The sequence below is a fragment of the Maricaulis sp. genome (assembly GCF_017643475.1).
In the GTDB taxonomy this organism is placed as follows: Bacteria; Pseudomonadota; Alphaproteobacteria; order Caulobacterales; family Maricaulaceae; genus Maricaulis.
Window position 1 is genome coordinate 806799 of record NZ_JAEPNI010000002.1, and the last position, 24706, is coordinate 831504.

Genomic DNA, 24706 nt, shown 5'->3' on the forward strand with positions numbered 1-24706 from the left:
GTGATTCCTATCGGATGATTCAGACCGTGGACCGGCTCTTGAAAGCGGCTGCGAGTGTGCCGTCGTCCAGATAGTCCAGTTCGCCGCCTACAGGCACGCCTCGCGCCAGCGACGTTACCTGGACACCGGCAGCGTCCAGCCGATCTGCCAGGTAGTGCGCGGTAGTCTGCCCGTCGACGGTCGCATTGAGCGCCAGCACGATTTCGGTGACTTCGGAACGCTCGGCGCGTTCGATCAGCTTGGCGATATTGAGATCTTCCGGGCGCACACCGTCCAGCGCCGACAACACGCCACCCAGCACATGGTACCGTCCCTTGAAAGCGCCAGCCCGCTCCAGCGCCCACAGATCGCCGACTGTCTCGACCACACAGATTGCGTTTTCGGCTCGATTGGGGGCCGAACAGACCGCACAGGGATCGCTGACATCCATGTTTCCACATTCACTGCAGGCCGAGATCTTGTCCGCGGCGTCGGCCAGCGCGTCGGCCAACGGACGCATCAACGCATCCCGGCGCCCCAGCAAGTGCAGGGCCGCGCGCCGCGCGGAACGCGGGCCCAGGCCTGGCATTTTGGACAGGAGATTGATCAGTCGCTCGATCTCGGGACCGGCTGAGGCAGTACGCATGGGTAATTCCTAGAACGGCAGGGACATGCCCGGTGGCAATTGCAGCCCAGCGGTCGCGTCCTGCATGAGCTCTTTCTGCTTGTCTTCCGCCTTGCGGCGCGCCTCGTTATGGGCCGCCAGGACCAGGTCTTCCAGTATTTCAGGCTCGGACGGATCAATCATGGTCGGATCAATGCGCAGGGCCTTCATATCGCCCTTGGCCGTCAGCGTGACCGCGACCATGCCGCCGCCCGCCTCACCCGTGACAAGGGCCTCGTCGAGCGCAGCCTGGGCCTCAGCCATCTTCTCTTGCATGGCCTGAGCCTGTTTCATCAGTCCCATCAGGTCTTTCACGCTCGGTTCTCCGTACTTTCAATCTGTTCGGCATCATCGCCGGATTCGACCGGTTTCGGATCCCGGATTTTCACCAGTTCCGCACCCGGGAAAAGTTCCATCGCCTCAACGACCGCCGGATCGCGATGCGCCGCATCTACCCGTTCCTGCTTGAGACGAAGCTTGCGCTCGGCCCAGGTCTCTCCGCCCTCCTGCCCAGGGTCTGCGAGAATGGCCCAGCGATCACCCGTCCACTCCAGCAAACGTTTGGCCAGCCGCTGGGCGAGATCGGTGGGCGCTTCTTCGACGGGCTGGAAGGTGAAGGCACAGGCTTGCACAGCGACCGGACGGACAAATCGCTCCACGTCAGACTGCAGCCCGATATCGCGCTTGGCCTGAAGCAGGGCGATCAATTCCTCGAAATCATGCGGACCGTTTCCGGCAGATGGTTCCGAAGCGACCGGGCTTGCCTGGGCGACCGGTTGGGATGGCGCCGGTCTCGCCTCAGGCTTTCCCGGCGCCTCCGGCGGCACCGTAGCGGGCGGTGTCGACGCCAGCAATCGCGCGGCATCCTCCGGCGGGGGCAACATCGCGGCAGAGATCAGACGCAACAGCGTCATCTCGGCAGCAGACAATGCATCGGGAGCCTGGCGAATATCATCCAGCGCCGTCAGCAGAATGCGCCAATATCGCGTCAGCTGGCCCAGCGTCATGCGTTCGGACAGGTTTGCGAGACGCTCGATCGTCTCGGCGGCCTCGCCCAGGTCCGCGGATTTGCCAACGGCCTTAACCCGGGAAAGCGAGTGCACATAGTCCAGCAGATCGCGCGTGATGACGATCGGATCGCCACCGGCATCATACAGCGAGGCCAGCTCGTCGAGCGCGTCCGATGTGCGCCCGCTCAGCGCATGTTCCAGCAGATCCAGCACGCGAGCTCGGTCTGCCAGACCGAGCATGTTGCGAACATCCTCGGCACCGACCGGCGCATCCTGGTCACCGCCCTGGACTATGGCCTGGTCCAGCAGGGAGAGCGCGTCACGCACCGAGCCTTCGGCCGCGCGGGCGATCAGCGAGAGACCGTCGCGATCGACCGAAGCATGCTCCAGACCGCAGATACGATCGAGATGATCGGTGAGAACCTCGCGATCAATACGCTTGAGGTCAAAACGCTGGCAGCGCGACAACACAGTCACCGGCACCTTGCGGATCTCGGTCGTCGCAAAGATGAACTTGGCGTGCGAAGGCGGTTCTTCCAGCGTCTTAAGCAGGGCGTTGAAGGCGGAGGTCGACAGCATGTGGACCTCGTCGATGATGTAGACCTTGTAGCGGCCCGACACCGGCGCGTAACGCACACCTTCCAGGATCTCGCGGATATCGCCGACACCCGTGCGCGAGGCGGCGTCCATTTCCATCACATCGACATGAGCCGAGCGCGCAATGGCATCGCAATGCACACCGCGCTGCTTGAGCTCCATGTGCGGAGCATCGATCTCGTCCGTCGTGTAGTTCAGGGCCCGTGCGATCAGACGCGCCGTGGTGGTCTTGCCCACCCCGCGCACCCCGGTCAGCATATAGGCGTGAGCGATCCGGCCCGCCGCAAACGCATTGGTGAGCGTACGAACCATGGCCTCCTGGCCTATCAGGTCCTCGAATGTGTCGGGTCGGTACTTGCGTGCCAGCACCTGATAGCTGGCATCAGCCTCTGCCGCAGGTAGGTCGAGCCCCGGCATGAGAGCTTCCTCCGCCGCTCCGGCGTCGTCATTCTGGAGCAGCGTATCGTCCATGCGATCTCTTGGGCTGGAGGAACGAATTAGAGGTGGAAGACCGGACAGCGACCCGAACGGAAACTCGTTACGGCTGCTTCCTTCCGGACCTGACCGGGTTGGCGAGGCGCTCGTCCACCGCCGATCTTCCACCCCCTATATCGCGCGCCAGAGCCTGGACCGCAAGGGGCTGCATCACTGATGACTGACCGGGAGGGCTTCACTCGCTGCAGCCGCGCCTCGCAGGAAGGCCTCATGATCATCCAGCAGCTCGACGAGACCCGTCTCATCGCCCGTCGCCAGCAGCAGTTCACGCCAATAGGCCAGGACATTGATCTGGGTTGCCAACCAATCGCGAACGGCGTGTTCGGTCCGGGTCGCGGCGGGGGTCATGTTCGGGCAGGAATAGTTCGCGATGTTCATCTGTCACCTCCAGCACCAGATTGTTGCGACTCATTCTCAAAAGCAAGATCTTTCTTGCCGGTCCAGTGAAAGCAATGGTGGAAAATCTCGCTGCTCCACCCCACATTGCGCCCGAACGAGGAGATGCCATGAACGACCGATCCCTGCTTGGAAGTGCCGGAGGCATGGTTTTCGCCGGCTCCCCGCTCGACCGTTGCGAAGTCCTGCGCCGGGACGAGGTCTTGCTGGCGGCTGAAGCCGAGAAACCGGAGGCGCGTATTCTTCACCTCCACCAGGGAGATCCCGAAGTCGATGATGACGGGCTGATCTGGCACCCGCTCGATCATGCGGCCAAACAGGATCCGGGTCGGATTTTCCTCGGCCAGCTGAACGGCCAACCCCTGTTTGCCCTGCCGGGTCCGATGAGCGGGCAACACATTCCTGCCCGCGCGGCAGCCATGCAAATCCCGCATCAAGACGCGGCGATCTACGCGCAGGCGAAATCCGTGCTGGACTGGCATTACCGGCATCAATTCTGTGCACGCTGTGGAAGTCCGACGAACATGGCAGCGGGCGGCGCAAAACGCGTTTGCCCCTCCTGCGAGACCGAGTATTTCCCGCGTGTGGACCCCGTCGTGATCATGCTGGCCCAGCATGAGGACAAGGTCCTGCTCGGCCGGCAAGCTAGCTGGCCGCCGGGTGTCTGGTCTGCCCTGGCAGGTTTTGTTGAGCCGGCCGAGACGCTGGAAGAAGCCTGTGCCCGGGAACTCTCGGAAGAGGCGGGCCTGGCTGTCGATATTGCCGCGACGCGCTATATCCTGTGCCAGCCCTGGCCTTTCCCCTCCTCATTGATGGTTGGCCTGCTGGCCCCGGCAACAAGCCCGGATCTGACTGTCGATACCGAGGAGCTGGAAGCGGCGCGCTGGTTCAGCCGCGCCGATGTCATCGCCATGCTTGACGGCAAACACCCGCACGCAGCCCTGCCGCCGTCCATCGCCATCGCGCGGCGACTTGTGGAGCTGTGGGCAGCGGAGAAGGTCTAGCCCAACAAAAAGGGGCCGACGAACCGGCCCCTGAGGCGGAGGGAGGAGGAACTAGTCTGCGTGCTGCAGGATCGGCTTGGACCATTTCATGGCCTCGAACGCGTCATCCAGCTTCGTTTCCGCGATATGGTTGGTGTAGTTGGATAGCGTCTTCAGTGTCACGCCCGTGACCACGTCGAGAATATTGGCCTTGGTAAAGCCGGCCTCCATGAAGGTCTCGACATCGGAGTTCTCCACCAGGCCGCGCTGGCGCACGACAGCGATGGTGAAACGGCGCAGCGCCTCCAGGCGCCTGTCTTCCTCGATTTCACGGCCTTCGCGGATGGCCAGAAGGATCTCCCGATCCAGTCCCACGCTCAGCGACACGGTCGAGTGTGCAGCCATGCAGTAATCACAGTTGTTCTCGTAGCTGGTCGTCAGCAGGACAACCTGTTGCTCGATCGGCGTCAGGCTGGTCTGGCCGTAGACCGCCGACAGGGTGGTGTAGGCTTCAAGCGCGGACGGGGAGGCCGCAAGCTCACCCATTAGATTCGGGATGAAGCCGTATTTGGACTTCACCGAACGCAGTGTTGCCTTGGCTTCTGCCGGCGCGTTGGTGTCGTCGAAGATGGTGAATTTGGTCAAGTTTTCGCCCTTTCCTGTATCAACAAGCGGATAATCCGCCTGAACGAGGCGCCGGGGTGGCGCACGGGCTCAGGGGGGATACCGCGTCGGCAGGGCGAACAGCCATTGCCGAACTTAACGGCAACTCACTCAGGCTACGCTTTTGCGGGGCAGGTTGTTTGGGAGGGAAGGCCAACATGTTCCGCTACGCAACCATAACACAACCACAACCCGGCTCCGAGTCCTCCAGCAAATGAAAAAGAAAACCGGAGCCCCCGCATGAGGAGAGCTCCGGTCGATAACACGTATGACCTGAAGGCCTAGCCGCCAAACCGGCGAACATAGGTCAGACCCAGCACGTTCGCGCTGTCGTCATAGTCGATATAAGTATAGTCCAGACGGATGGAGTTGCGATCGTCAAAATCGAACTCGGCACCCACGCCCGCGGCCAGCGCGCCGTCGTCACCGGACGCATTGAACCCGGCCAGATTGGCCTCGACTTCCGAGTGGTAGTAACCGACGCGGCCAAAGACATTGAAACCGTCAGTCCCGGTGCGGGCGACAGCAAAGGCGCCAACCCCGTAATTGAACTCGACATTCACCGGTGTGTTGGCAATCGTGACGGTGTCATCATCGAAACCGAAATTCAGCTGTCCTTCGACGCCGAAATTCTCGTTGAAGAAATAGCCGCCGCGCAGAACGATGGTATCGAAGTCTGCGGTCTCGAAATCAAACCGCTCGTAACCACCGGAGAAGTTGAACTCCTGGGCAGAGGACGACGCGGAAAGTGCCAGCAGGGCAGCGCTGGCGGCAAAAAGGGTACGCGACATGTTTAGCTACTCGCCTGTGTAAGAAAGTCCCTCGCTCTTACCCGGCCAATCTGACGACTAATCCTCTGCATCGCAACGGCTTTTCGGTTCATCTGCATTACGTTTCCGCTAGGTAGATGAGCGCTGGATGAACACGCTCCCCGCAAACGCGAAATGCCTGGGCGACCACCTGCGCAAACAAAAAGAGCGGCCCCGACGGGACCGCCCTTTCCAGACCGGATGGTCAAACGTTTAGCCACCGAGGCGGCGAACGTAGGAAATGCCGAAAATGCTGACGCTGTCATCAAAGTCGGCATAGGTGTAGTCGAGGCGCACGCCATTGCGCTCGTCGAGATACCACTCGGCGGCAACGCCAGCAGCCAGCGCGCCATCATCTTCGCTTTCGGAAAAGCCAGCAACATCAGCTTCGATGTCAGTATGGACATAGCCGAGACGTCCGAGCAGGTTGAAACCTTCGCCACCGGTGCGCGCAACTGCAAAAACGCCAGCACCCCAGTTCTGCGACACGTCAACATCGGTGCCGAGGAAACGCACGGTGTCGTCACCAACACCGATATTCAGCTGGCCTTCAACGCCAAAAGTCTCATTGAAGAAGTGAGCACCGCGGAAGGCAACAGAGTCCAGCGACAGACCGTCAAAGTCGGCACGCTCGACACCCACAGAGATAGTGCTGTCCTGAGCAAAGGCACCAGCAGACAGGGCTACAACAGCTGCTGACGCAGCAACAATAGAACGAAGCATTAGTTTTCTCGCAACTTACTAGATAAACGGGCACTCATCCCCCGAGTGCTGGGCGGAACCTGCCCGCGCGCTTGCGTGTGCGCAATGCTTTTCCGGCAGGCTGATCACTTTACCAACTATTAGTTGCAAATATGCTACAGGCCGCACCCAGCTGGGTACGGCCTGCAGGTACGCGTACAAATGAATTCGGCCTAGCCGCCGAAACGACGAACGTAGGAAATACCGTAGAAGTTCGCGCTGTCTTCATAGTCCGCCCAGGTGTAGTCGAAACGTACGCCATTGCGATCATCAAAGAAGAACTCGGCACCAACGCCAGCTGCAAAAGCTCCGTCATCTTCAGACACGGTGATGCCGGCGGCATCTGCTTCCAGCTCGGCGTGGACATAACCCAGACGGCCGAAAAGGTTCAGGCCCTCATTGGTGTAGAGATTGGCAAAAGCGAATGCGCCAACGCCATAATCGAGGCTGATATCAGCGGTCACAACACCGAAATCGATAGATTCGTCATTGACGCCGAAATTCAGCTGGCCTTCCGCACCGAAGCGCTCGTTGAACATGTAACGGCCACGCAGAACGACAGTATCAAACTCGACGCCGTCGAAGTCGGCGCGGTCATAGCCGCCGGAGAAGGTGAAGTCCTGCGCCTGGGAAACCGACGCGAAAGAGAGTGCAGCCAGAGACGCTGCTACGATTGAACGTACCATTGGTAATTACCTGTTATTTCGAAACATTCACGGCAGCTTGGGGGGAGGTGCGCCGCCGAATGACGGGTATTTGGGATAGACCGCGAGCAGGTGCAAGAGGGCCACTGCGAAAATTCTGCAGTTGCGTTCTCAAGCCCATGACACCGACCGAATTCAGGGCGCGGCTACATAACGCATGCAGTTGAACGCGCTAGCCTGTTGCTTCCCTGCTCAGTGCATGTCAAACACGGGCAAATTTCAGCTGTCTAATCAATTGGGGGCGTCCATGGGCGATCTCTTCTGGAACAAGGTTGCGGGCGTACTGATCGGCGGTGTGCTGATCGTTATCGTAATCAAGGAACTCGGCCACATTCTCATCCCGTCGCACGCGGTAACGCTCGACGAGGAACACGTCGCCTATCCGGTCGACTGGGCGGCCATCGAAGGCGAAGGCGGCGGCGAAGCTGTTGTCGAGGAATCCGGCCCGGTCGATTACGGCCTGCTGCTGGCCGCCGCAGACCTGACCAATGGCGAACGCCAGTTCCGCCGCTGTGCCGGTTGCCATACGATTGAAGAAGGTGGCGCGTCTGTTCAAGGCCCGAACCTCTACGACATCGTGGGCAACGCCGTTGCCGCAAGAGCCGGCTTCTCCTACTCCGGCGCCCTGCCGGCGGGTGAGTGGAGCTATGAGAACCTCAATCTCTTCATCGAGAACCCGCGCGGTTACGCGCCGGGCACGGCGATGAACTTCAATGGCCTCGGCAATGAGGGACATCGTATCGACCTGATCGCCTATCTGCGCGCTCAGTCGAACAACCCGCAGCCGCTGCCGGCCCCGCTGCCCGCAGAAGCGCCTGCTGAAGACGCCGCAGCCGAAGAGGCTGGCGAGGAGTAGCACTCCCCGCACCCTGTTCAAAAAGAACCCCGCTGGAAACAGCGGGGTTTTTTCTTGGCCGGGTTTTACGATCTAGCGCGGCAGGCGCACTATGGTCCGCACCGGGTTTTCGGCTACGCGAATGCGACGCTCGGCTTCTGCGAAAGGCTCCAGTGTCACATCCATGGTGAAGGCATTGGCGTGCAGCAAATGCTCACTGTCGGTCAGGATACCGACGTGGCCGGGCCAGAAGACAATATCACCTCGTACCCGCTCGACATCGGCGGTCACGTCGTCCCACATCTCCTTGAGAGCGGCTTCCTGCTGGTCGGCATCACGCGGCACGTCGATACCGGCAGCCATGAGCGCCATCTGCACCAGGCCGGAGCAGTCCAGCCCCAGGCTCTCCTTGCCGCCCCACAGATAGGGCGCGCCCAGATGGGCTTCCGCCACGGCGACAAAATCTCCGGCAAACTCGGTGAGAGGCGCTGTATGTTCAGTCGTGACCCAGCCGGCACCTCGAGCTTCAACGAACCGGCCTTCGACCACGCCTGCCGCGAAACGGGCATTCAGGTTCAATAGCGCGATTGGTGGTTTCTTGAAATTCGGTTCGGGAAAAAGATAGGTGCGCAGGGCTGTGATCTTGTGATCGGCCTTGAGCGTTTCACCGCTCAGCGCGCCGGCCTCGACCCAGCCGACATATCCATCTGCCCGGGAAAATCCCCAGCACCAGCCTTCACGCTCTTCCAGGACCGCAAAGTCCTCACCGTAGAGCACCTGGTCGTCCATTCCGGCAGTGGCAGACGCATCACGGCGAATGGCAGCAGAGGGGAGAATGCAGCGGTGGTCAACCGGGTCGACATAGCGTTCGGCACTCACCCGGTCTTTCAGGAAACTTGCAGCGAGATCGGATCTGGCGGGCGTAAGGCGGCGATCCATTTCAGACACTTGACGCTCTCCTCCGCGTGGCTGGCGACGTTCTCGCCATAATCGTACAGGAAGACCGCCCCTTTGACAGTGCGGTGGACAGAGACATCCCGCTTGTCGTCACGATCCCGTTTGCGGCGGACAAAACCGTGCCCCTCCAACACATCAAGCGCGCGGGTAACAGCGGGTTTGGGCAAATCGAGACGGGTGGAGAGCTCGCGGATTGAATCCGCTTCTGATCGCATGAAAACAGACAGCAGAACAGCAAACTGGCGCGATGACAGGTCCACATCGCCAGTCCGGACAACTTCCGAACTGACGCGATGCAGTGTCTCCAGCGATGTCATGGCCGCTGAAGCCATGCGCCTACTCCCGTGAACAACCCTGTTCGTTTGGGTCAGTCTACGAAACGGTCCTTGAGCATTTGGTAAACGGCGCGTGTCGCCTGGATCTCGCCGCCCTTGGGGCGCCCCGGACGGGGTTTGGGATTCCACGCGAAAATGTCGAAATGCACCCATTTTGTCGTATCGACAAAATTGCGCAGGAAAAGCGCGGCAGTGATGGAGCCGGCAAAACCGCTGCCATCGGAATTGACCAGGTCGGAAATCTCGCCGTCCAGATAACGATCATACCCGTCCCACAGCGGCATGCGCCACAGCGGGTCATCAACCGTCTTGCCAGCGTCGGACAACGCCGCGGCCAGGTCTTCATCATCGGTATAGAAGGGCATGACTTCCGGACCGAGCGCTACGCGTGCAGCACCGGTCAGCGTTGCGAAATCAATGACCAGCTCCGGCTCGTCCTCACAAGCGCGGGTCAGCGCGTCACCCAGCACAAGGCGACCTTCGGCATCTGTATTGTCGATCTCGACCTTGAGCCCCTTACGCGAGGCGATGATATCGCCTGGACGGAAAGCACCGGCGGAGACAGCATTCTCGACAGCCGGGACCAGCAGATGCAAACGCACCGGAAGGTCCGTCGCCATGATCATGTGCGCAAGGCCCATGGCATTGGCGCCGCCCCCCATATCCTTCTTCATCAGGCGCATGAATTTCGCCGCCTTGAGGTCGAGACCACCACTGTCGAAACACACACCCTTGCCGATCACCGAGACACGCGGATGGTCGGGATTGCCCCATTCCAGTTCCAGCAGGCGCGGCGCCTCGCCGGCCGCCCGGCCCACAGCGTGGATCATCGGATAATTCTGCTCGACGAGAGCATCGCCCTCGGTCACGCGCACCTGGGCATCGAACTGCCCGGCCAGATCGCGGAACGCCTGTTCCAGCCCGACCGGACCCATGTCCTGGGCCGGTGTGTTGACCAGGTTTCGCGTCAGTTCAGACGCATCGGCAATGGCGCAGACCGTCTCCGCATCGGCCTCGGACGGCAGGACCAGGTGCGCCGGCTCACGGTCGGCCGGCTTGTAGGTGGTGAACTTGTAGGCACCCAGACACCAGGCCACAGCGGCCAGTTCCGCATCCCACCCCTCCGGCAGGTTTTCGATACGCCATTCACCTACCGGAAGTGACAGGGCGGCGGCACCCAGCGCGAACTCGCTCTTGCCATCACCGATACCAAACAGGGCTGCAACCTCCCCGCCCGGCAGCATGACAATTTCGCCTGGTTTTCCCTTGAAACGCTCGGCCACCGCTTCAGCGCCCAGCGCCGCGACGACCTCATCGCGATCCGCCTTGCTGACCAGGCGCAAGACACGGGCGTTTTCGGATTCGAGTGAGATGGCTGGCATGGCGTCCTCCCGGCCGGCATTTCGAAACAAGTTAACCCATTCTTGACCGGAGCGCGGCAAGTTCAAGTCGAACACTCAGCTAAAGGTGAGAAGATGCGCGCCGCCCTCGTGACATGCCTTGTATCCGTAACCGCCCTGGCCGGTTGTGCGACGACGACGGCGCCGACCGAACAGGAACTGGCCCTGCGTGCTGAACTCGACGCCACCTCGATCGTTCCGGCCACCCGTGCAGAGCGTGATGCCATTAGCAGCCAGGACTTGCTGACCCAGGCCGCCTTCTGGGCCGAGGCCTATGAGCTCAACCCGTCCGATCGCGAGGCCTCGCTGGAACTGGCCAATGTACTGCGCCATATCGGCAATCCAGTGCGTTCAGCAGAAGTCTCCCGCCAAGCGCTGGCGCTCTATCCCGATGACAGCGAACTGCTCATTGCCTACGGCACGGCCATGGCTGCCAGCGGACGCGGTGCCGCCGCCATCGAACCGCTGACCCGCGCCAGCCAGGCCAATCCGACCGACTGGCGTACGCTGAACGTGCTGGGCGTTGCACTGGAACAGGCCGGTCAGAGCGACCGGGCTCAAACCACCCTGCGCGAAGCCATGCGTTACGCCCCCAGCGAACCCTCCGTCATGTCCAACCTGGCGATGTCCTACGCACTCTCCGGTGAGGCGGGAACAGCCGAGCGCCTGTTGCGCGAAGCCATGATCCGCCCGGGCGCCGATTCCACCGTTCGCCAGAACCTCGCGCTCGTGATGGCCCTCCAGGGGCGTTTCGACGAAGCGGAGGAAATGGCCCGCGTGGATGTGTCCCCGGAGATGGCGGAAGCCAACATGGCTTATGTCCGCTCCATGCTGACCAGCCAGCGTCGCTATGATGCCGTCGCCGGCCGCTAGGGCTGGCAGGGCTGAAATACGGGTAACGCCCGAGCACCGAAAGCACTGATCAACTCATCCTCGCGCTTGATGGGCGAAGGGGAGCATTGCTTATCCTCCCCCTCGGGGAGGTGTCCCGAAGGGACGGAGGGGCCGGAGCGCGTAACGCGTAGGTATTGTGCTCACTGGCGTTAGCCCCCCCTTCGACCTCGCCTTCGCCGCTGGCTTCGGCGAGCCCACTTCCCCGCGAGCGGGGAAGATATCCACAGCGCTCGATCCTCCCCCATAATCATCCCACCTTCCCGAGGCGGGACGTTTCTAGACCGTTCCGGAATGTGGGGAGGTGTGATGTCCTGGCCATTCTGGACATTGGCTGACACGTCATCGTCGGAGACGTGCGGCCGGTCAGGTCATTGCGTGCAGGGCGGTCTTTTCGGGACCACCCCACACCAACACCTATCGAGCCTTCCCGGTCCCCGGACCGCCCTGCACTCCCGTCATCACTCCAGCGCCTGGGCGCGTGGAGATTTTGGTGCTAGCGCACAGCGCGGCAGACGACAAAACCATGGGCCGGGATGTCCAGCGCGAATGTGCCAACAGCAGCAGAGCTTGTCCCGCATTCGCCCCACAAGGCTTCCCAACGTGTATTGCGGCCATCAACCTCGACATTGAGTTGACGTGCGACGTTCTCGGCATTGAAGGCAATCAGCACTTCATCCCCGGAGGCTTCATCAATGCGCGAAATCACCAGGACACTTTCCTCGTTTCCGGCATAGCGGGTCAGAAGACGTCCGCGGCGGATCACCTCATTGGACTGGCGGATCTCCGCCATGCGTGCGATCGCCTGGTAGAGCGGATGACCGGTATCGAAATTATCGCCTGCCGTCGTGGCATCGGTGCCAACCAGATCATTGTCGTTATAGCTCTCGACTACGCTCGGGAACATGTTCTCACGCGCGGCACGGTCATTGCCATCGGAGATGAAACCCTGCTCGTCGCCATAATAGATAGTGGGCACACCACGCGAGAACATCATCAGGCCATGGGCCAGGACCAGGCGGTCGAGCAGCTCGGCATCGGAAATGTCGGGATGAGCATTGCGGATGAACATCGACATGCGGCCCATGTCGTGATTGCCGAGGAAGGTCGGCAGGATCGCTGCTGTCGCCTCGCCACCCGGGTAGACGTGATCGATGTTGAACAATTCCTGGAAGCGCATGCCCGGCTCTGCACCGGTAACGAAGCCCTGGGCTGTGCCCTGGAAGGCAAAGTCCAGGAAGGCCGGCAAACGCGCCTGGGTGATGTAACGCGCCAGCTGACCCGGATCGCCTTCATATACCTCACCAAAGACATGGAAGTGCTCGATGCCCTCGGCCCGGGCATGGGCCATGATCTCCGGCGTGAACTCGGCCCAGAATTCCGGACGCACATGCTTGGCGGTGTCGATGCGATAGCCATCAATGCGGAAGTCGGTGATCCAGGACTTGTAGATATCGATCATGCCGCGCACGACGGTCGGGTGCTCGGTATTGAGATCGTCCAGCCCGGCAAAATCACCGTAAAGCTCGCTCTCGCCGAACCAGAAACTCTCGCCGCGATTGTGGTAAAGCGTCATGTCATTGAGCCAGGGCGGATTGCGCTCGCCGTCGACGCCCTCGGGGATGTAGGGCGTATAGGCAAAATCGGGACGCGTCAGATTGGCGAAATTCTCCGGCGTCAGATGTACCGGATCGTCGCCCAGGAAGCCGTCATTGATCGGCTCGCCATCGGGACCACCCACCGTGGTGAACGGATAATCCGCGCGGCGGCGATAGGGGCATTGGCCGTCCGGATCGATATAGAGCTCGGACGTCGGGTCATGGCATTCGCGATAGGCGATCACGTCCGCGGTGTGATTGGTGATGATGTCCATATAGACCCGCATGCCCCGGGCATGCGCAGCCTCGACAAAGGCGCGAAACTCCTCGCGCTCGCCCAGATGCGCGTCGGGACGCAGGAAATCGGTGATCCAATAGCCATGATAGGCGGACGAGGCCCAGTCGCCCTCGCCCTGAACCGCGCGGTTCTGGAAGATCGGTGTCAGCCAGATCGCCGTCGCACCCAGACCCTGGATATAGTCGAGCCGCTGGGTCAGGCCGGCGATATCGCCGCCATGATAAAAGCCCGGATCGGTGGGGTCATAACCATGATCAAGACGCTCGCCCTCAAGACCGCCCAGATCATTGGCTGTATCACCATTTTCAAACCGGTCCGGCATGACGAAATAGATGATCTCATCGCGCGGCTGGCGCTCCAGCTCCATCACCGGCGCATCTTGTTCGGCCACAGCCTGGAGACCCGGGTCAACGACCGGTTCCGCCTGCTGCCGGTCAAGCTCCTCGCAAGACGCAAGCAGACACGCAACACCACTCAACACTCCAGCCTTCAAGAGAACACGCGCCATTCACATCCCCATATTCGCATTTTTTTGTAGGCTATATGCAAAGTATATTATGAACAATAGAAATTATTCTGCGTTAGTTTGCTTATTTTTGCATAAGTTCCCAAACACCCAATCGCGGCGAAACCCCAACCACTCAGCAGATGGCAGCGCACACCCTCGCAAGATGGACAATCAGCCCGGGCTCTGATTGCTTGTTGGCAAGAGGGGGAAACAACAGATGAAGACAGCCAAGCTGCTAGCGAATATCCGCCAGATCGTGCCGACCATGCGCGTCACAGCGATGGTGGAATATGCGATCTCGGCCTTCATAGTCGGCCTTCTCCTCACCCTGGTTGTGAGCTTGCCGCGCGGACTCGATTTCTCCGACACGGGTTACTATTACAGCTCAATTTTCAACCTGCCCCAGATCGATATGCAAACCACGCAGTATTCCGTTGTGTGGCGCTTTCTGGCCTTTACGGAGCTGTTTCTTTTTCACCGCTTCATCACTCTCGCCCTGCTCTTTGGCACTGCGTTCCTCTTCGTCCGAAGCGCACACGAGTTCATCGAGCGGGACCTGCCACACAATCCAAAACGCAATCTGCACTACGCCGCTCTCGCGACGGTCTCGATCATCCCGATCTACACATTCTGGCTGCCTGACCCGTCCTACAACTCCCTGGGTTACTCCCTGTTATTGCTAATCTACGCTCTGGCGTTCAGGGTTTCCGGCAAACTGTCGCACTCCGCGCGGTCGTCCCGCACCGAATTGATCATCGCCGGCGCGATATCGTTTCCGCTCTTCCTCTCGCGCCTGATCGCTCCGGCCTTCGTCATAGCGTCCGTCATTCCACTGGTGCTGATCGTGGCACGGCCGCGCCTGCAAGAGCTCGCCAAGGCTGCCGGCTGGGTCGCGGTCGGATTGTCAGCTTATCTGATTGTCCAATCGCTGATCATAGAACCCGTCTGGGTGACCCTCGAGCGCATGGAGGGCGGCTTTTTAAGACGGGAAATCCTGGCCCGACGAGACTTTCTCAGCCATGGTATTTCCTATCTGACGAGGCAGAGCGGCACGTTCCTTTCTGCGTACCCGGTTATCATCGCAGCAGCGACCTCACTCTTCGCCCTTCAACTCTCACGCCCCGCCCTGACCGGCCGGACACGTCAATACAGTGGCTGGTTGAGCGGCCTGTTATTGATCATTCTGGCGATCGCCATCGGCCTGCAAAGCGCCGACTATCAGGCACTACTGTTTGGCGAGCTACCGCGACGCACCAATTTCAGCCTGCAGAGCTTCGCACTGGTAACAACTGCCGTTGGCGGCAGCCTCATCGCCACTCTTCTCGCCTTGATCTATCGTTCACCCGCCTCAGCCTGGCTGCCGCGCGTTTGCGTAGTGCTGATTGCCCTCGTGCTGGGCATCGCAGCATTCTTCGGGACACAGAGCGGTTGGTACGCCACCTATTTCCGGTATTCCGGCGTGCTTCTGGCCGCCCTGTGCCTGGTGACACTGAGCACCCACTCCCGGCAGATTGATATCCGCTTCTCGGTTGCGCTTGCCACCAGCGCGGTGCTTTGCCTGCTGCCGGTGAAAAACCTGCTTGATATACCCTACCGCCTGCCGGCTCCGCTCTCGGAACAGACAGAGGCTGTCCCGGAGGGGCGTGGCACTCGATTTATGCGCGTCGACGCCCCTACACGGGAATTGCTCACCACATTTGCACAGGTTCGAAACAGCCAGCCCGCGGATGCACCGCGTCGGGCGCTGATTGATCTTTCCGGCCGGTTACCAATGGTCGCCTTCCAATTGGACGCGGACACGCCGCGTTCAGCCTGGATCCTGTCGATGTATCCCGGATCCCAGGCCCTGTTTGACTACACCTACGACAGCTTGCCACTGCAAACACTGGAATCGGCGTGGATCCTCGAGGCTCCAGCCTGGGATCGCTCACTGGCGCCGGATGCTCTCAACGCGCGGGGGCTGGATTTTCCGGAGGCCTACACCCCGGTCGCCATGACCTGGTCGGACTATCTGAATTCACCCTTGATTCTGTGGGAGCGGCAGGGAGAAGTCGCGACGGACTAACCTCGGCCGCCGTCAAGGAGGGCGAGAGCGGTTTCAATGACAAACGCCTGCTGGCTGTCGGTCATAGCACTGAACAGCGGCAAACGCACCAGCGTCTCCGTCGTCCGCACTGTGATATCCATACACCCCACAGCTCGACCGAGCTGGCGGCCAGCTGGCGTCAGATGCAGCGGCACGTAATGCGGAGACGCAACCACACCCCGTTCGCGCATGGCCTGGCAAAAGCCATCCCGGGCCTCCCGGTCGCATAGTCGGAGATGAAAAATGTGCGCATTGTGCCCGGCCGACGGTGGAATACGGGGCACGATGACATCATCTCGACCCGCGAACGCCTCTTGATAGCGGGCCCACAATCGCAAGCGCTTTGCAAGGAGGTCGCCAGACCGCTCGAGCTGCCCCAGCAGAACTGCACCTGCAAGCTCGCTCAGGAGATAGGATGACCCCAGTGAAAGCCATTCATACTTGCTCTCGGTTCCACGCAGGAAGTCCGCACGATTTGTTCCCTTGTCCCGAACGAATTCGGCCAAGCGCGCATCGCCACCGTGATTGGAGATGAATGCGCCGCCCTCGCCGCACGACACGTTCTTGGTATGATGAAAGCTGATTGCTGCGTAGGTACCGAAACTGCCAAGGGGGCGGCCATTCCATGACGCCTCAAGGGCTTGGGCAGCGTCTTCCAGCAGGACCAAGTCATGTTTCCGACTCAGTGCCTCAAACGCGTCCATATCACAACCTACGCCCGCGTAGTGGACGAGCATGATGGCGCGCGTGCGCGGCCCGATCGCCGCCTCGGCCGCGACCGGATCGATATTCAGCGTATTCGGGTCAATGTCGACAAACACCGGCACCGCTCCCCGAAGCGCCATGGCATTGGCCGTCGAGACGAAGGTGAAGGACGGCATAATGACTTCGTCGCCTGGCTTGAGGTCCAGCACCAGTCCCATCATCTCCAGCGCAGCGGTGCAGGATGGCACGACGAGCGCGGCCTTGGCGCCGAGCATCGTCTCCAGAAACGCCTCACTGGCCCGGGTAAACCGGCCACCGCCTTCCAGCCGCCCCTCCGCAATAGCAGCGTTCAGGTGGCCCGTTTCATTTACGGCGTAGTCTGGTTTGCAGAACGGCACTTTGATCGGCACCTGAGCCATTATTTCCCCCTGGACCGGCTGTACGGTCAGTATGCGGGCTGCCGGTAGAAGGACAAGGCCCGAACGCAAGGCGATATGAGCGTGGAAACGCGGAAGCGACGGCTTCGTTCTTGCCAAGCCTGCACAACCGGATTAGCGATTCCGGATGTGCAAACCCACCGCGCCAAAATCCCCGCTAAAGGGCTTACTCAACATCGTGTTTGCCCTGTTGGCGATAATGGGGTTCAGCTGGGCCGTCGCAACCGAGCTCAGCCAAGACGCGTTGATCGTGCAGGCGCCTGCCTGGTTGGCGTTCGGTGCGGCTATGTCCCTGTTTGTCCAGCTGGGAGAGACGGCGCGCGTCCTCCTCCTGACCCGTCTGGGCAAGGCGCATTGGCTGGCCAGCCAACGCATCAGCTTCATGGCCAACCTCCTCAGCCTGCTGCCTTTGGGCTGGGTCGGAGGTGATCTCTACCGCACACACAAACTGTCCAGCTTCGCCGCCAATGCCGGGGAGGCGCTCGGTGGCGTCGCCATCGCCCGCCTGCTGGGCTTGATCGCCACCACAGCCCTGTTTGCAATTGCCTCGTTCGCAATCCTGACCGACCCGCCTGAAATTGCCTTCAATGTTTCCGGCCTGCAGCGTCCGCTTGGCATTGGGCTGACACTCCTGGTGTTGGCCACAGCTGTCTTGCTGTTCCTTCCACGCGTGCGTCGACCGCTCATGGCCCGCGTGCAAAAGCTCCTCTCGCAAACCTCCACGGCAGTGGGTGATATCCGCCTGCCTGCACTCTTGCTCGCTGGCCTGGTCAGCCTGGGTGTCGCCCTGGGTCGGGGATTATTGCTCTGGAGCGTTGCATTGACGCTGGGCGAGCAAGTCAGCCTGCCGATAGCACTGGCCGCAAGCGGTGTTGGCCTGGTTATCTCTGTCGTGCCCTTCACCTCTGCCGGCATTGGTTTGCGTGAAGCAGCCATCGCCGCAGCACTCGCTGCCTTGGGCCCCCCTCTGACCGCGGCAATCCTGATAGCCAGCGGTACCCGACTGCTCGCCGCATCGGTCAGCCTGGTCGGTTGGGCGGGCCTGGCGATCTTGGAGCGGCGGACCGGCAAGTCTCACCCTGCCGGGGAGGGTTCATGACCCGGCTGTGTTTCATCACGGGCGCCCCGCGATCAGGAACCAGCCTGCTGATCAACCTGCTGGGCCAACATCAAGAAGTCCGTGCGCGCTCCCAGCCCGCACCGCTACTGCCCGTCGGCTTGAAGGCGGAATTCCTCAAATCCGCCAGACCACGACACTGGCCCGACACCTACCCGCTCGCCGACCAGCAATTTGCCAGCTTCACCCCGCCCGAGGCATTCACCGAATTCTTGCAATCCTCGGTGCCCGCAAGGGATTTCTGGACGCACTGGCTCGACGCAATGGTCGGATATTCAGGACAGTATACCGCACCGCAAACACCGCGAGCGGGCCTGGGTGCGCTGGAAAACCGCCGGGCGATCGAGGCGCTCGCCGCATATATTCAATGGGCAGCAGAACCCGAGGCCGCGACAAGCGTGATCGCCTGGAAGGAAGTATTCGGCGAGGAGTTGCTCCCGGCCTGGCTGGCGGAAGGGCATACCGGCATCCTGGTCATCCGCGATCCGCGCGACTCGATCAACTCCCAGCTGACAGGGCGAGGAGAGGACTATGCCGGTGCATCCCGCCCCCTCTTATACCTGTGCCGACAATGGCGAAAATCCGCGCTCTACGCGCTCGCACTGGAAGCCCAGGGACGGTTCCATCATCTCCGCTACGAAGACCTGGTGAAACGTCCAACCTTAACACTCAAATCACTGTCCGGGCTGGATTATCCGGAAAACCCAAAACCCGGTTCCTGGGACACCAACAGCTCATTCGAAGAGTTCCACGATGTCTCTACATCCAGTATCGGTCGCCACCGGCAGCACATGCGGGAACCGGTTGCCCGGTTCATCGACGCCCTTTGCTTTGAGGAGATGACCGCGCTTGGTTACACGCCAGATATCTCCGCCAACCAGAGAGAGGCCATTTTGAGGTCTCACCCCTTTGAGACCGATCCACCCGAACGGACGGAGATGCGTGCCTATCAATGGACACCGGAGCGGTTGAGCGAAGAACTTGAACGTCTCGCGCAATGCCGGCACGGCGGGCCCGCGCGTGCTCCGGAAGGGTTCATCTTCCCAAACCTGGTCACGCCCCGGCCGACAGTGGAAGCGACATGATGCATCGTCTCACCACGGCCCGGGCCTCTTGCCTGATCTATGGCTTCGCGCGTCGTCAAGCCGCTCGCCAAAAAAGCGCAGGACGATGGCTGCTGCCCGGCAATATCTGCGAGGCCGTTCCCCTGGCACTGATGAGCGCGGACGCGCCAATCGAGTTCATCGACATTGATGTGGAAACCCTGGCCCTGAACACCGATCGGGTCGCATCTTCTCTCGATCGGCATGGGCCGTGCGCCGGGATCATCAATATCCATCCCTACGGTTCCTCTCACGGCGCGGCACAACGCCTTCGGCACTTGCGCCAGCTCATCGGCTCGAACAGCCTGTTGATCGATGACCGATGCCTCTGCGTGCCATCGCTGGAGCCGACGGAATCCGAAGCGGACCTTGTCCTTTACAGCACGGGATATGGAAAAGTGCTGGACCTGGGGAGCGGCGGCTATGGCTTTGCCAGGGACCCGTTGAACATCCCGGTGCCGGAAGCGCCCCATGACCCGGCGGCTGAACGCCGACTGGTCTCTGCACTTCAGACCGCGGAAACACGAGGCCAGGTCTGTCCGATGGACGAGGATGAGATCCTGCGCAGATCCAGCGACCACTGGCTTCCAAATACCGCCGGTCCGGATCCCGTTGAGCAGGACAAGCACGTCAAATCAAACCTTGCTCCTGTTCTGGCGCACAAACGCATGATCAATGCGATCTACCGCGAGCATCTACCCGAACAAGCCTGCTGGCCGGACCCATTCCAGTCCTGGCGCTTTCAAATATCAACCCACGACAGCCACGCCCTTCTCGAACACATTCGTGCAGCCGGCTTTTTCGCATCTTCTCACTATCGCGGGTTTGAACACGCCTTCGGGAAATTCGACCTCCCGGAAACGCGCCGACTTCAATCGAAAACCGTAAATCTTTTCAACGACAAGAATATTGCGGAAGACCAGGCTCTCGCGTTAGCTTTGCATGTACGTGCTTTTCTTGAAGCACATTGAGGGGGAGCGGGATGCAATTTACTTTTCTGATCTGCAGCGAACGCTCCGGGAGCAATTTCATCACCTCGCTGATGAATGGGCACCCGCAAGTCTCTGGCCCGCCGCCTTCTCACCTTTTTCGCTTGTTCGGTTTGAACGCACATCGATATGGCGCCTTGTCCGAGGATCAGAACTGGGCTGATTTCTCCCGCGACTTTCGCGATGCGTTTGACGCGATGCTGGGCTCCTGGAACAGCTCACCCGATTGGGACACGATCCTGGCACCGTCATCGCCACGCAGCATTGCCCTTGTACTGGATGCAATCTACCAGCTGGAGGCGTCTACCGACGCGGCCAGCCAGGCTTTCGTGAAGGAGAACCACACTCCGTCCTTCTGGGCTTTCCTCAATAATCACTGGCCGTCGTGCCGCCTCGTCCATCAGGTCCGTGACCCAAGGGATGTTGCCGCGAGCTGGCAACACACTCAGGGCATTCCCGGTGGCATCGAGAAAGCCGTGGACACATGGATCGCCGACCAGAGCGCCGCGCTAGCGCTGGCGGACCAGATCACTCCGTCAGACCGGCTACTTTGTGTGCGCTATGAAGACTTGCTGATGGATACCGCAGGGGCGGCGAGGTTGCTCTGCGCACATCTGGGGCTGGACTATGACCCCTGTATGCTGGACTTCCACGGAGATGACAGAACGATCCGAAACGCGGATCGAATTGACGCTTGGTCGAACCTCAACCGGCCCGTCATGGCCGGCAATGTGGGTGGATTTGAGCACAAGCTTTCGGCCACAGACATCCGCTATATCGAACTGCGATGCGCGAAGCTGATGCAACAGTTTGACTACCAGCCACGATCTGGGCTGTTGCCCGCAACGGAAGTGGCGCGCGCCGCCGACGCCCAGGCGCTACAGGCGGAACTTTCCCCGCCCCAGCCTTATGCGGTGAGCAGCGCGTCAGAAGCGGAAATCCGGCAACAGCGCTTGGCCATAATTGATCGTGTGCTCGCGCGCTCCGCAGGCGCGGCCACTGCTCCATGAGTTTGCCCATGCCCCACACCGCCACAGCTTGTGAGTATTCCGTCATTGTCCCGGTCTATAACAGTGGCGAAGCCCTGCTCGACCTGGTGCAGCGCTTGTCGGCCGTGTTCGAAACCACGCTGCAGACCAGTTACGAGATCATCATCGTGGATGACGGATCTACCGATCCATGCACCCGCAGCAGCCTGCTGACCGTCTGTCAGCATGACGCTGTGCGAGCCCTGGTGCTGACCCGAAATTTTGGCAAGCCCGGCGCCATTCTCTGCGGCCTGCAAGAAGCTCGCGGCCGGTTTGCCATCACGATCGATGATGATCTGCAACAGCGGCCGGAAGATATTCCTGCACTGGTGGAGCACAACGCCCATGCCGTCGTTGTCGCCACGCATATCAACAAGCAGCACACCCCGGCTCAGCGTGCTGCGAGCCGCATCAAACGAGGGTTTGACCGCTTGATCCTCGGGCACAAGGTGCCCATGGCACCCATGAAGCTGATCAGCCGGCACGTTGTCGACGGGATGCTGTCCATGCAAGGCAATCGGCCGTTTATTCCCGCGCTCATCCGCGAAGTTACAACGGATATTGTCGGCGTCCCGGTCAGTCATGACGCCAGCTCAGTCGGGAAGTCGCGCTACACTTGGCGCACGCGCTGGAAACAGTTTTCCAACCTGCTGTTCGGGAACTCGGCGCTGCTGATGCAGGTGATCGCGTGGATGGGACTCGTCGTCATGGCCCTGAGCCTGATTCTGGCGGGGGTGGTGCTGGTACGCAAGATCCTCGGGATCACGACGGAAACCGGATGGTCGTCACTGATGGTCTCCATCCTCCTGATCGGGGGGCTTAATCTGGGAGCGACCGGCATAGCGGGCCAGTACTTCATCCGAATTCTCGATGCGGTGTCTGCGAAACCGGCCTATCTGGTCCGTGAACAACTGGGAACGAAAGAACCGGACGCAGACGGCTAGCGAGCCCAAATCAATTTGCGGAAACTGGTTGCAGGCACTCGGCCGTCGCCTGGGGCCCAATATTCATCAGAACATCAATCACAGACATGTGCGAGACGAAGGGGCCGTACTGCTGGGCATAAACCGGGTGTTCCCAGGTCTGGAATTCGACCGAGATGCGGTGCGGTGCGTAGAATTCCGGCGGTACATAGTCGCCTGACGTGGCCCCGAGATAGATATGGTTTGCCTGGCGGGCCTGGGCGATTTCCAACAACCGGTCATTGAGCCCTGCCTGCGGGTCACGCGGCACAGCCGCGGAAAAGCTGAACTTGGTCTCCAGCTTCAGCAAGGCCGATAAACGCATGATCAACCGCGTCGTCAATTCCGACAACAAGGCCGTCTCAACACGCAGGACGGCCTCCAGCTCTGCAAGGATTGCGTCGCGATAAGGTGCTCGAGCATAGTGAACGGCGATGGATTTGAGGTGCTTGTCGACCCAACGATGCCGGTGATCAATCTCAATGGCATTGATCGGCGTATCCAACGGCGCCTTGGTCACTGGAACCGTCAGCCAGATCGGCCCCTGAGGCCCTTTGATACGATTACGATTCCGCCAATCCGCCTTGGTGTACTGGGCGTCGTCCTGGAAGACGAACTCATCAACCCGGGCGATCTGCTCGAAATAGCCCAGCCAAGGTAAATAGACGGGCTGTAGGATTCCGATCGACTTGCTCGCCATGGGGTCCAGCTTTGCCCTTCAATCCTGCATCGACATAGCCAATAACAAAAAAGGCCCGCGAAACAAGTTCGCAGCCCTTCATTGTTTGGATTTCGCGAATTAGTCGGCAGTGTGCTCGAGGCGAGCCAGGCGCGCTTCCAGTGCCGCCATCGCTTCACGCGATTCCCGCTGCTCACGGTGCAGCTGATCGATGTAGATATGAGCCGTCTCGAGCTCGTTCAACATGCCACCGACTTTCTGCGAGATATTCATCGGGCCTTCCTCAGCAGTCGGACCAACATTCGGCAGGTGACGGTTGTCGAACATGTACTCAGCATGCTCCTCGATGGACGGCAGCTCGTAATCTTCGTCGAACACGCGGTCACAACCGGCAGAGCAGCTTCCGGACGTGGTGAGCTCTCCACCAATCGTCATGTTGCCGCCCTCATACAGGATCAGCTCTGACAGGCCACTGCCGCCGCGAGAAATTCGGAAAGTCGCATCATGACCACCATGAACCACGCGCCAGGTTCCCGTGCCGCCGGTTGCCGTCGTATCTTCGAGGGTCAGGCCGAAGAAAGTGTCGGAGCCGTCACGAATGTGCAGGTTGTCGGTCGGAGAATCCGTGCTGAAACCAATGTCGTTATTGGCTGCGATAAACAGCGCATTCGAGTCGGCGCCCGGCTTGATGCGGAACGGCAACTGGCTGCCATTGGTCACATCGCGGATGAAGAAGTTGGCTTCATTGGAAACCAGGTCAAACGTCTGCGGCGTGAAACCAGATGAGCCGTTCTGCTCCAGCCGCAGCGTCGGGGAGTCGCCGTCTACAACCTGCAGCTCGACAACCGGATTGGAGGTGCCGATACCAACATCGCCACCGCTGTCTACGCGCAGGGAATTCGCCGGAGCTCCTGCATCAACGCGGAAGACCTGGCGACCTGCCGTGGAGTCCTCGATCGCAAAATAGCTGTCACCGCCATTGGAGGAATCGTTGACGATAATTCGCCAGTCATTCCGCGGGAAGCTTGCTGACGTACTGGTGTCGTCGAAGTGGATGCGAAGGTTGTTCTCCTTCAGGCGCATCGTATCGAAACCGAAGCTCTCGCCATTCACGCAGTCATTACCGACACAAAGGCTGAACTCGATGATGACATCGTCCAGGTGGACAATATCAGCCGAACCAACAGACGGAGAGATAAGCGAAACTGCGAGAGCCGCAGCCGGTACGCTCAATTTCCGAAACTTGCTATACATTTGCATTCCCCCATTAACGGCAGCGCCTAGCGCTCTGTTTCACTTTCCAATTCGTCTAAGACGAGAATTTGGCCATTGACCACACGGAAGGATCCGGAGGCCTGGGCGCCATCGTACGCTTGTTGGCTCGATCCATCCCGCCCATTTGAACGCATCACGGCTGCAGAGACACTGCGCGATGTCTGCCGCGAGGCAGCTGAAATCTCGAACTGGTACAGACCATCCGCGACATCGCCATGATCCCCCAGACGGAAACTGGGCGGCCGGCGCTGCGAATAGACCTGTCCAACATACTCGTTTGGACCCGTAACGCTTACGGTAAAGCTAAAAAGCTCCGGACTCGCGTCAAAGAAGATTCGTGTTCCGGAGAATCGATAGGACAAGCTGTCTTCACCCGCCTCACCACGAACCTGACCAGATGCCTGAGAGGCAGACAGGAACACAGCCAAAACGGCAGTGATAACAACAAGATATCTTTGCATT

At 60.3% G+C, this 24706-nt stretch carries 25 protein-coding genes and 1 other RNA gene; 9 read left to right on the forward strand and 17 right to left on the reverse strand.

The genetic code is table 11. The features are described from left to right. Nucleotides 1–19: 19 nt before the first annotated feature. From recR to JJ889_RS11260, 5 genes are all read right to left on the reverse strand, one after another. Nucleotides 20–625, reverse strand: coding sequence for a recombination mediator RecR (gene recR / locus JJ889_RS11240; RefSeq protein ID WP_291895106.1), 606 nt, complete (start codon nt 623–625; stop codon nt 20–22). Between the two features lie 9 nt (nt 626–634). Beyond that, the gene (locus JJ889_RS11245; protein ID WP_291895108.1) at nt 635–958 is read right to left on the reverse strand and encodes a YbaB/EbfC family nucleoid-associated protein; all 324 of its coding nucleotides are present in this window, start codon (nt 956–958) and stop codon (nt 635–637) included. Beyond that, a complete protein-coding gene (locus JJ889_RS11250; protein WP_291895110.1) occupies nt 955–2721 on the reverse strand; it encodes a DNA polymerase III subunit gamma/tau in 1767 nt (588 codons plus the stop codon). The genes JJ889_RS11245 and JJ889_RS11250 overlap by 4 nt, the downstream gene beginning before the upstream one ends. Before the next feature lie 31 nt (nt 2722–2752). Further along, nucleotides 2753–2851: signal recognition particle sRNA small type (gene ffs / locus JJ889_RS11255), an RNA gene on the reverse strand. Between the two features lie 44 nt (nt 2852–2895). Then, the gene (locus JJ889_RS11260) at nt 2896–3123 is read right to left on the reverse strand and encodes a hypothetical protein (RefSeq protein ID WP_291895113.1); all 228 of its coding nucleotides are present in this window, start codon (nt 3121–3123) and stop codon (nt 2896–2898) included. A gap of 128 nt (nt 3124–3251) precedes the next feature. Here JJ889_RS11260 and nudC point away from each other — a divergent pair, with 128 nt between their 5' ends. Continuing rightward, nucleotides 3252–4145 carry an NAD(+) diphosphatase gene (nudC, locus tag JJ889_RS11265; RefSeq protein ID WP_291895115.1) on the forward strand — a complete coding sequence of 298 codons (894 nt, stop codon included), beginning with the start codon at nt 3252–3254 and terminating at the stop codon, nt 4143–4145. Between the two features lie 51 nt (nt 4146–4196). Here the strand turns inward: nudC and JJ889_RS11270 are convergent, their stop codons facing one another. From JJ889_RS11270 to JJ889_RS11285, 4 genes are all read right to left on the reverse strand, one after another. Further along, nucleotides 4197–4769, reverse strand: a complete 573-nt coding sequence (locus JJ889_RS11270) for a carboxymuconolactone decarboxylase family protein (RefSeq protein ID WP_291895117.1) — start codon at nt 4767–4769, stop codon at nt 4197–4199. A gap of 299 nt (nt 4770–5068) precedes the next feature. Continuing rightward, nucleotides 5069–5578, reverse strand: coding sequence for a porin family protein (locus JJ889_RS11275; protein ID WP_291895119.1), 510 nt, complete (start codon nt 5576–5578; stop codon nt 5069–5071). Nucleotides 5579–5809: 231 nt separating this feature from the next. Further along, nucleotides 5810–6319 carry an outer membrane beta-barrel protein gene (locus tag JJ889_RS11280; protein WP_291895121.1) on the reverse strand — a complete coding sequence of 170 codons (510 nt, stop codon included), beginning with the start codon at nt 6317–6319 and terminating at the stop codon, nt 5810–5812. A 191-nt stretch (nt 6320–6510) separates the two neighbouring features. Beyond that, complete coding sequence (locus tag JJ889_RS11285) at nt 6511–7023, reverse strand: porin family protein (RefSeq protein ID WP_291895123.1); 513 nt, start codon at nt 7021–7023, stop codon at nt 6511–6513. A 265-nt stretch (nt 7024–7288) separates the two neighbouring features. Here JJ889_RS11285 and JJ889_RS11290 point away from each other — a divergent pair, with 265 nt between their 5' ends. After that, a complete protein-coding gene (locus JJ889_RS11290; protein WP_291895125.1) occupies nt 7289–7897 on the forward strand; it encodes a c-type cytochrome in 609 nt (202 codons plus the stop codon). A gap of 72 nt (nt 7898–7969) precedes the next feature. Here the strand turns inward: JJ889_RS11290 and JJ889_RS11295 are convergent, their stop codons facing one another. From JJ889_RS11295 to JJ889_RS11305, 3 genes are read right to left on the reverse strand one after another with little or no spacing between them, the layout of a single operon-like run. Continuing rightward, a complete protein-coding gene (locus JJ889_RS11295; RefSeq protein ID WP_291895199.1) occupies nt 7970–8815 on the reverse strand; it encodes an NlpC/P60 family protein in 846 nt (281 codons plus the stop codon). Continuing rightward, nucleotides 8764–9165: a MarR family transcriptional regulator gene (locus tag JJ889_RS11300; protein WP_291895127.1), complete on the reverse strand. Its 402-nt coding sequence runs from the start codon at nt 9163–9165 to the stop codon at nt 8764–8766. Before JJ889_RS11300 ends, JJ889_RS11295 begins: the two co-directional genes overlap by 52 nt. Before the next feature lie 35 nt (nt 9166–9200). After that, nucleotides 9201–10550 carry a M17 family metallopeptidase gene (locus JJ889_RS11305; protein ID WP_291895130.1) on the reverse strand — a complete coding sequence of 450 codons (1350 nt, stop codon included), beginning with the start codon at nt 10548–10550 and terminating at the stop codon, nt 9201–9203. Nucleotides 10551–10643: 93 nt separating this feature from the next. Between JJ889_RS11305 and JJ889_RS11310 the strand changes: the two genes are divergently transcribed. Next, nucleotides 10644–11441 (forward strand): tetratricopeptide repeat protein, encoded by a 798-nt coding sequence (locus JJ889_RS11310; RefSeq protein ID WP_291895131.1) that lies wholly within the window; start codon nt 10644–10646, stop codon nt 11439–11441. Nucleotides 11442–11955: 514 nt separating this feature from the next. On the opposite strand, the gene JJ889_RS11315 is transcribed toward JJ889_RS11310, so the two are convergent. Continuing rightward, entirely contained in the window at nt 11956–13863 is a 1908-nt protein-coding gene (locus tag JJ889_RS11315) for an alpha-amylase family glycosyl hydrolase (protein ID WP_291895133.1), read from the reverse strand. 217 nt (nt 13864–14080) lie between these two features. Between JJ889_RS11315 and JJ889_RS11320 the strand changes: the two genes are divergently transcribed. Beyond that, nucleotides 14081–15928: a hypothetical protein gene (locus tag JJ889_RS11320; protein WP_291895135.1), complete on the forward strand. Its 1848-nt coding sequence runs from the start codon at nt 14081–14083 to the stop codon at nt 15926–15928. Here JJ889_RS11320 and rffA read toward each other — a convergent pair. Next, the gene (gene rffA / locus JJ889_RS11325) at nt 15925–17073 is read right to left on the reverse strand and encodes a dTDP-4-amino-4,6-dideoxygalactose transaminase (RefSeq protein WP_291895136.1); all 1149 of its coding nucleotides are present in this window, start codon (nt 17071–17073) and stop codon (nt 15925–15927) included. The genes JJ889_RS11320 and rffA overlap by 4 nt on opposite strands. Before the next feature lie 217 nt (nt 17074–17290). On the opposite strand from rffA, the gene JJ889_RS11330 reads away from it, so the two are divergent. From JJ889_RS11330 to JJ889_RS11350, 5 genes are read left to right on the forward strand one after another with little or no spacing between them, the layout of a single operon-like run. Further along, on the forward strand, nt 17291–18190 hold the full coding sequence (locus tag JJ889_RS11330; protein ID WP_291895138.1) for a lysylphosphatidylglycerol synthase domain-containing protein: 900 nt from the start codon (nt 17291–17293) through the stop codon (nt 18188–18190). Next, a complete protein-coding gene (locus tag JJ889_RS11335; protein ID WP_291895140.1) occupies nt 18187–19293 on the forward strand; it encodes a sulfotransferase in 1107 nt (368 codons plus the stop codon). The genes JJ889_RS11330 and JJ889_RS11335 overlap by 4 nt, the downstream gene beginning before the upstream one ends. Beyond that, entirely contained in the window at nt 19290–20282 is a 993-nt protein-coding gene (locus tag JJ889_RS11340; RefSeq protein ID WP_291895142.1) for a hypothetical protein, read from the forward strand. Before JJ889_RS11335 ends, JJ889_RS11340 begins: the two co-directional genes overlap by 4 nt. Before the next feature lie 11 nt (nt 20283–20293). After that, a complete protein-coding gene (locus JJ889_RS11345) occupies nt 20294–21310 on the forward strand; it encodes a sulfotransferase (RefSeq protein ID WP_291895144.1) in 1017 nt (338 codons plus the stop codon). An 8-nt stretch (nt 21311–21318) separates the two neighbouring features. Then, complete coding sequence (locus tag JJ889_RS11350) at nt 21319–22272, forward strand: glycosyltransferase family 2 protein (RefSeq protein WP_291895146.1); 954 nt, start codon at nt 21319–21321, stop codon at nt 22270–22272. A gap of 10 nt (nt 22273–22282) precedes the next feature. Here the strand turns inward: JJ889_RS11350 and JJ889_RS11355 are convergent, their stop codons facing one another. The 3 genes from JJ889_RS11355 to JJ889_RS11365 form a co-directional block, all read right to left on the reverse strand. Beyond that, complete coding sequence (locus JJ889_RS11355) at nt 22283–22990, reverse strand: WbqC family protein (protein WP_291895148.1); 708 nt, start codon at nt 22988–22990, stop codon at nt 22283–22285. A 99-nt stretch (nt 22991–23089) separates the two neighbouring features. Further along, nucleotides 23090–24223, reverse strand: a complete 1134-nt coding sequence (locus tag JJ889_RS11360) for a hypothetical protein (protein ID WP_291895150.1) — start codon at nt 24221–24223, stop codon at nt 23090–23092. A 26-nt stretch (nt 24224–24249) separates the two neighbouring features. Beyond that, entirely contained in the window at nt 24250–24705 is a 456-nt protein-coding gene (locus JJ889_RS11365; protein ID WP_291895152.1) for a hypothetical protein, read from the reverse strand. Nucleotide 24706: the final 1 nt, after the last annotated feature.

Coding starts and splice junctions, on each gene's coding strand:
- JJ889_RS11350 (WP_291895146.1), top strand. CDS start 21,319: ATGCCCCACACCGCCACAGCTTGTGAGTATTCCGTCATTGTCCCGGTC.
- JJ889_RS11275 (WP_291895119.1), bottom strand. CDS start 5,578: ATGTCGCGTACCCTTTTTGCCGCCAGCGCTGCCCTGCTGGCACTTTCC.
- JJ889_RS11365 (WP_291895152.1), bottom strand. CDS start 24,705: ATGCAAAGATATCTTGTTGTTATCACTGCCGTTTTGGCTGTGTTCCTG.
- JJ889_RS11315 (WP_291895133.1), bottom strand. CDS start 13,863: ATGGCGCGTGTTCTCTTGAAGGCTGGAGTGTTGAGTGGTGTTGCGTGT.
- rffA (WP_291895136.1), bottom strand. CDS start 17,073: ATGGCTCAGGTGCCGATCAAAGTGCCGTTCTGCAAACCAGACTACGCC.
- JJ889_RS11305 (WP_291895130.1), bottom strand. CDS start 10,550: ATGCCAGCCATCTCACTCGAATCCGAAAACGCCCGTGTCTTGCGCCTG.
- JJ889_RS11290 (WP_291895125.1), top strand. CDS start 7,289: ATGGGCGATCTCTTCTGGAACAAGGTTGCGGGCGTACTGATCGGCGGT.
- JJ889_RS11310 (WP_291895131.1), top strand. CDS start 10,644: ATGCGCGCCGCCCTCGTGACATGCCTTGTATCCGTAACCGCCCTGGCC.
- JJ889_RS11355 (WP_291895148.1), bottom strand. CDS start 22,990: ATGGCGAGCAAGTCGATCGGAATCCTACAGCCCGTCTATTTACCTTGG.
- JJ889_RS11300 (WP_291895127.1), bottom strand. CDS start 9,165: ATGGCTTCAGCGGCCATGACATCGCTGGAGACACTGCATCGCGTCAGT.
- JJ889_RS11250 (WP_291895110.1), bottom strand. CDS start 2,721: ATGGACGATACGCTGCTCCAGAATGACGACGCCGGAGCGGCGGAGGAA.
- nudC (WP_291895115.1), top strand. CDS start 3,252: ATGAACGACCGATCCCTGCTTGGAAGTGCCGGAGGCATGGTTTTCGCC.
- JJ889_RS11345 (WP_291895144.1), top strand. CDS start 20,294: ATGCAATTTACTTTTCTGATCTGCAGCGAACGCTCCGGGAGCAATTTC.
- JJ889_RS11295 (WP_291895199.1), bottom strand. CDS start 8,815: ATGGATCGCCGCCTTACGCCCGCCAGATCCGATCTCGCTGCAAGTTTC.
- recR (WP_291895106.1), bottom strand. CDS start 625: ATGCGTACTGCCTCAGCCGGTCCCGAGATCGAGCGACTGATCAATCTC.
- JJ889_RS11320 (WP_291895135.1), top strand. CDS start 14,081: ATGAAGACAGCCAAGCTGCTAGCGAATATCCGCCAGATCGTGCCGACC.
- JJ889_RS11285 (WP_291895123.1), bottom strand. CDS start 7,023: ATGGTACGTTCAATCGTAGCAGCGTCTCTGGCTGCACTCTCTTTCGCG.
- JJ889_RS11330 (WP_291895138.1), top strand. CDS start 17,291: ATGGGGTTCAGCTGGGCCGTCGCAACCGAGCTCAGCCAAGACGCGTTG.
- JJ889_RS11360 (WP_291895150.1), bottom strand. CDS start 24,223: ATGTATAGCAAGTTTCGGAAATTGAGCGTACCGGCTGCGGCTCTCGCA.
- JJ889_RS11335 (WP_291895140.1), top strand. CDS start 18,187: ATGACCCGGCTGTGTTTCATCACGGGCGCCCCGCGATCAGGAACCAGC.
- JJ889_RS11340 (WP_291895142.1), top strand. CDS start 19,290: ATGATGCATCGTCTCACCACGGCCCGGGCCTCTTGCCTGATCTATGGC.
- JJ889_RS11280 (WP_291895121.1), bottom strand. CDS start 6,319: ATGCTTCGTTCTATTGTTGCTGCGTCAGCAGCTGTTGTAGCCCTGTCT.
- JJ889_RS11260 (WP_291895113.1), bottom strand. CDS start 3,123: ATGAACATCGCGAACTATTCCTGCCCGAACATGACCCCCGCCGCGACC.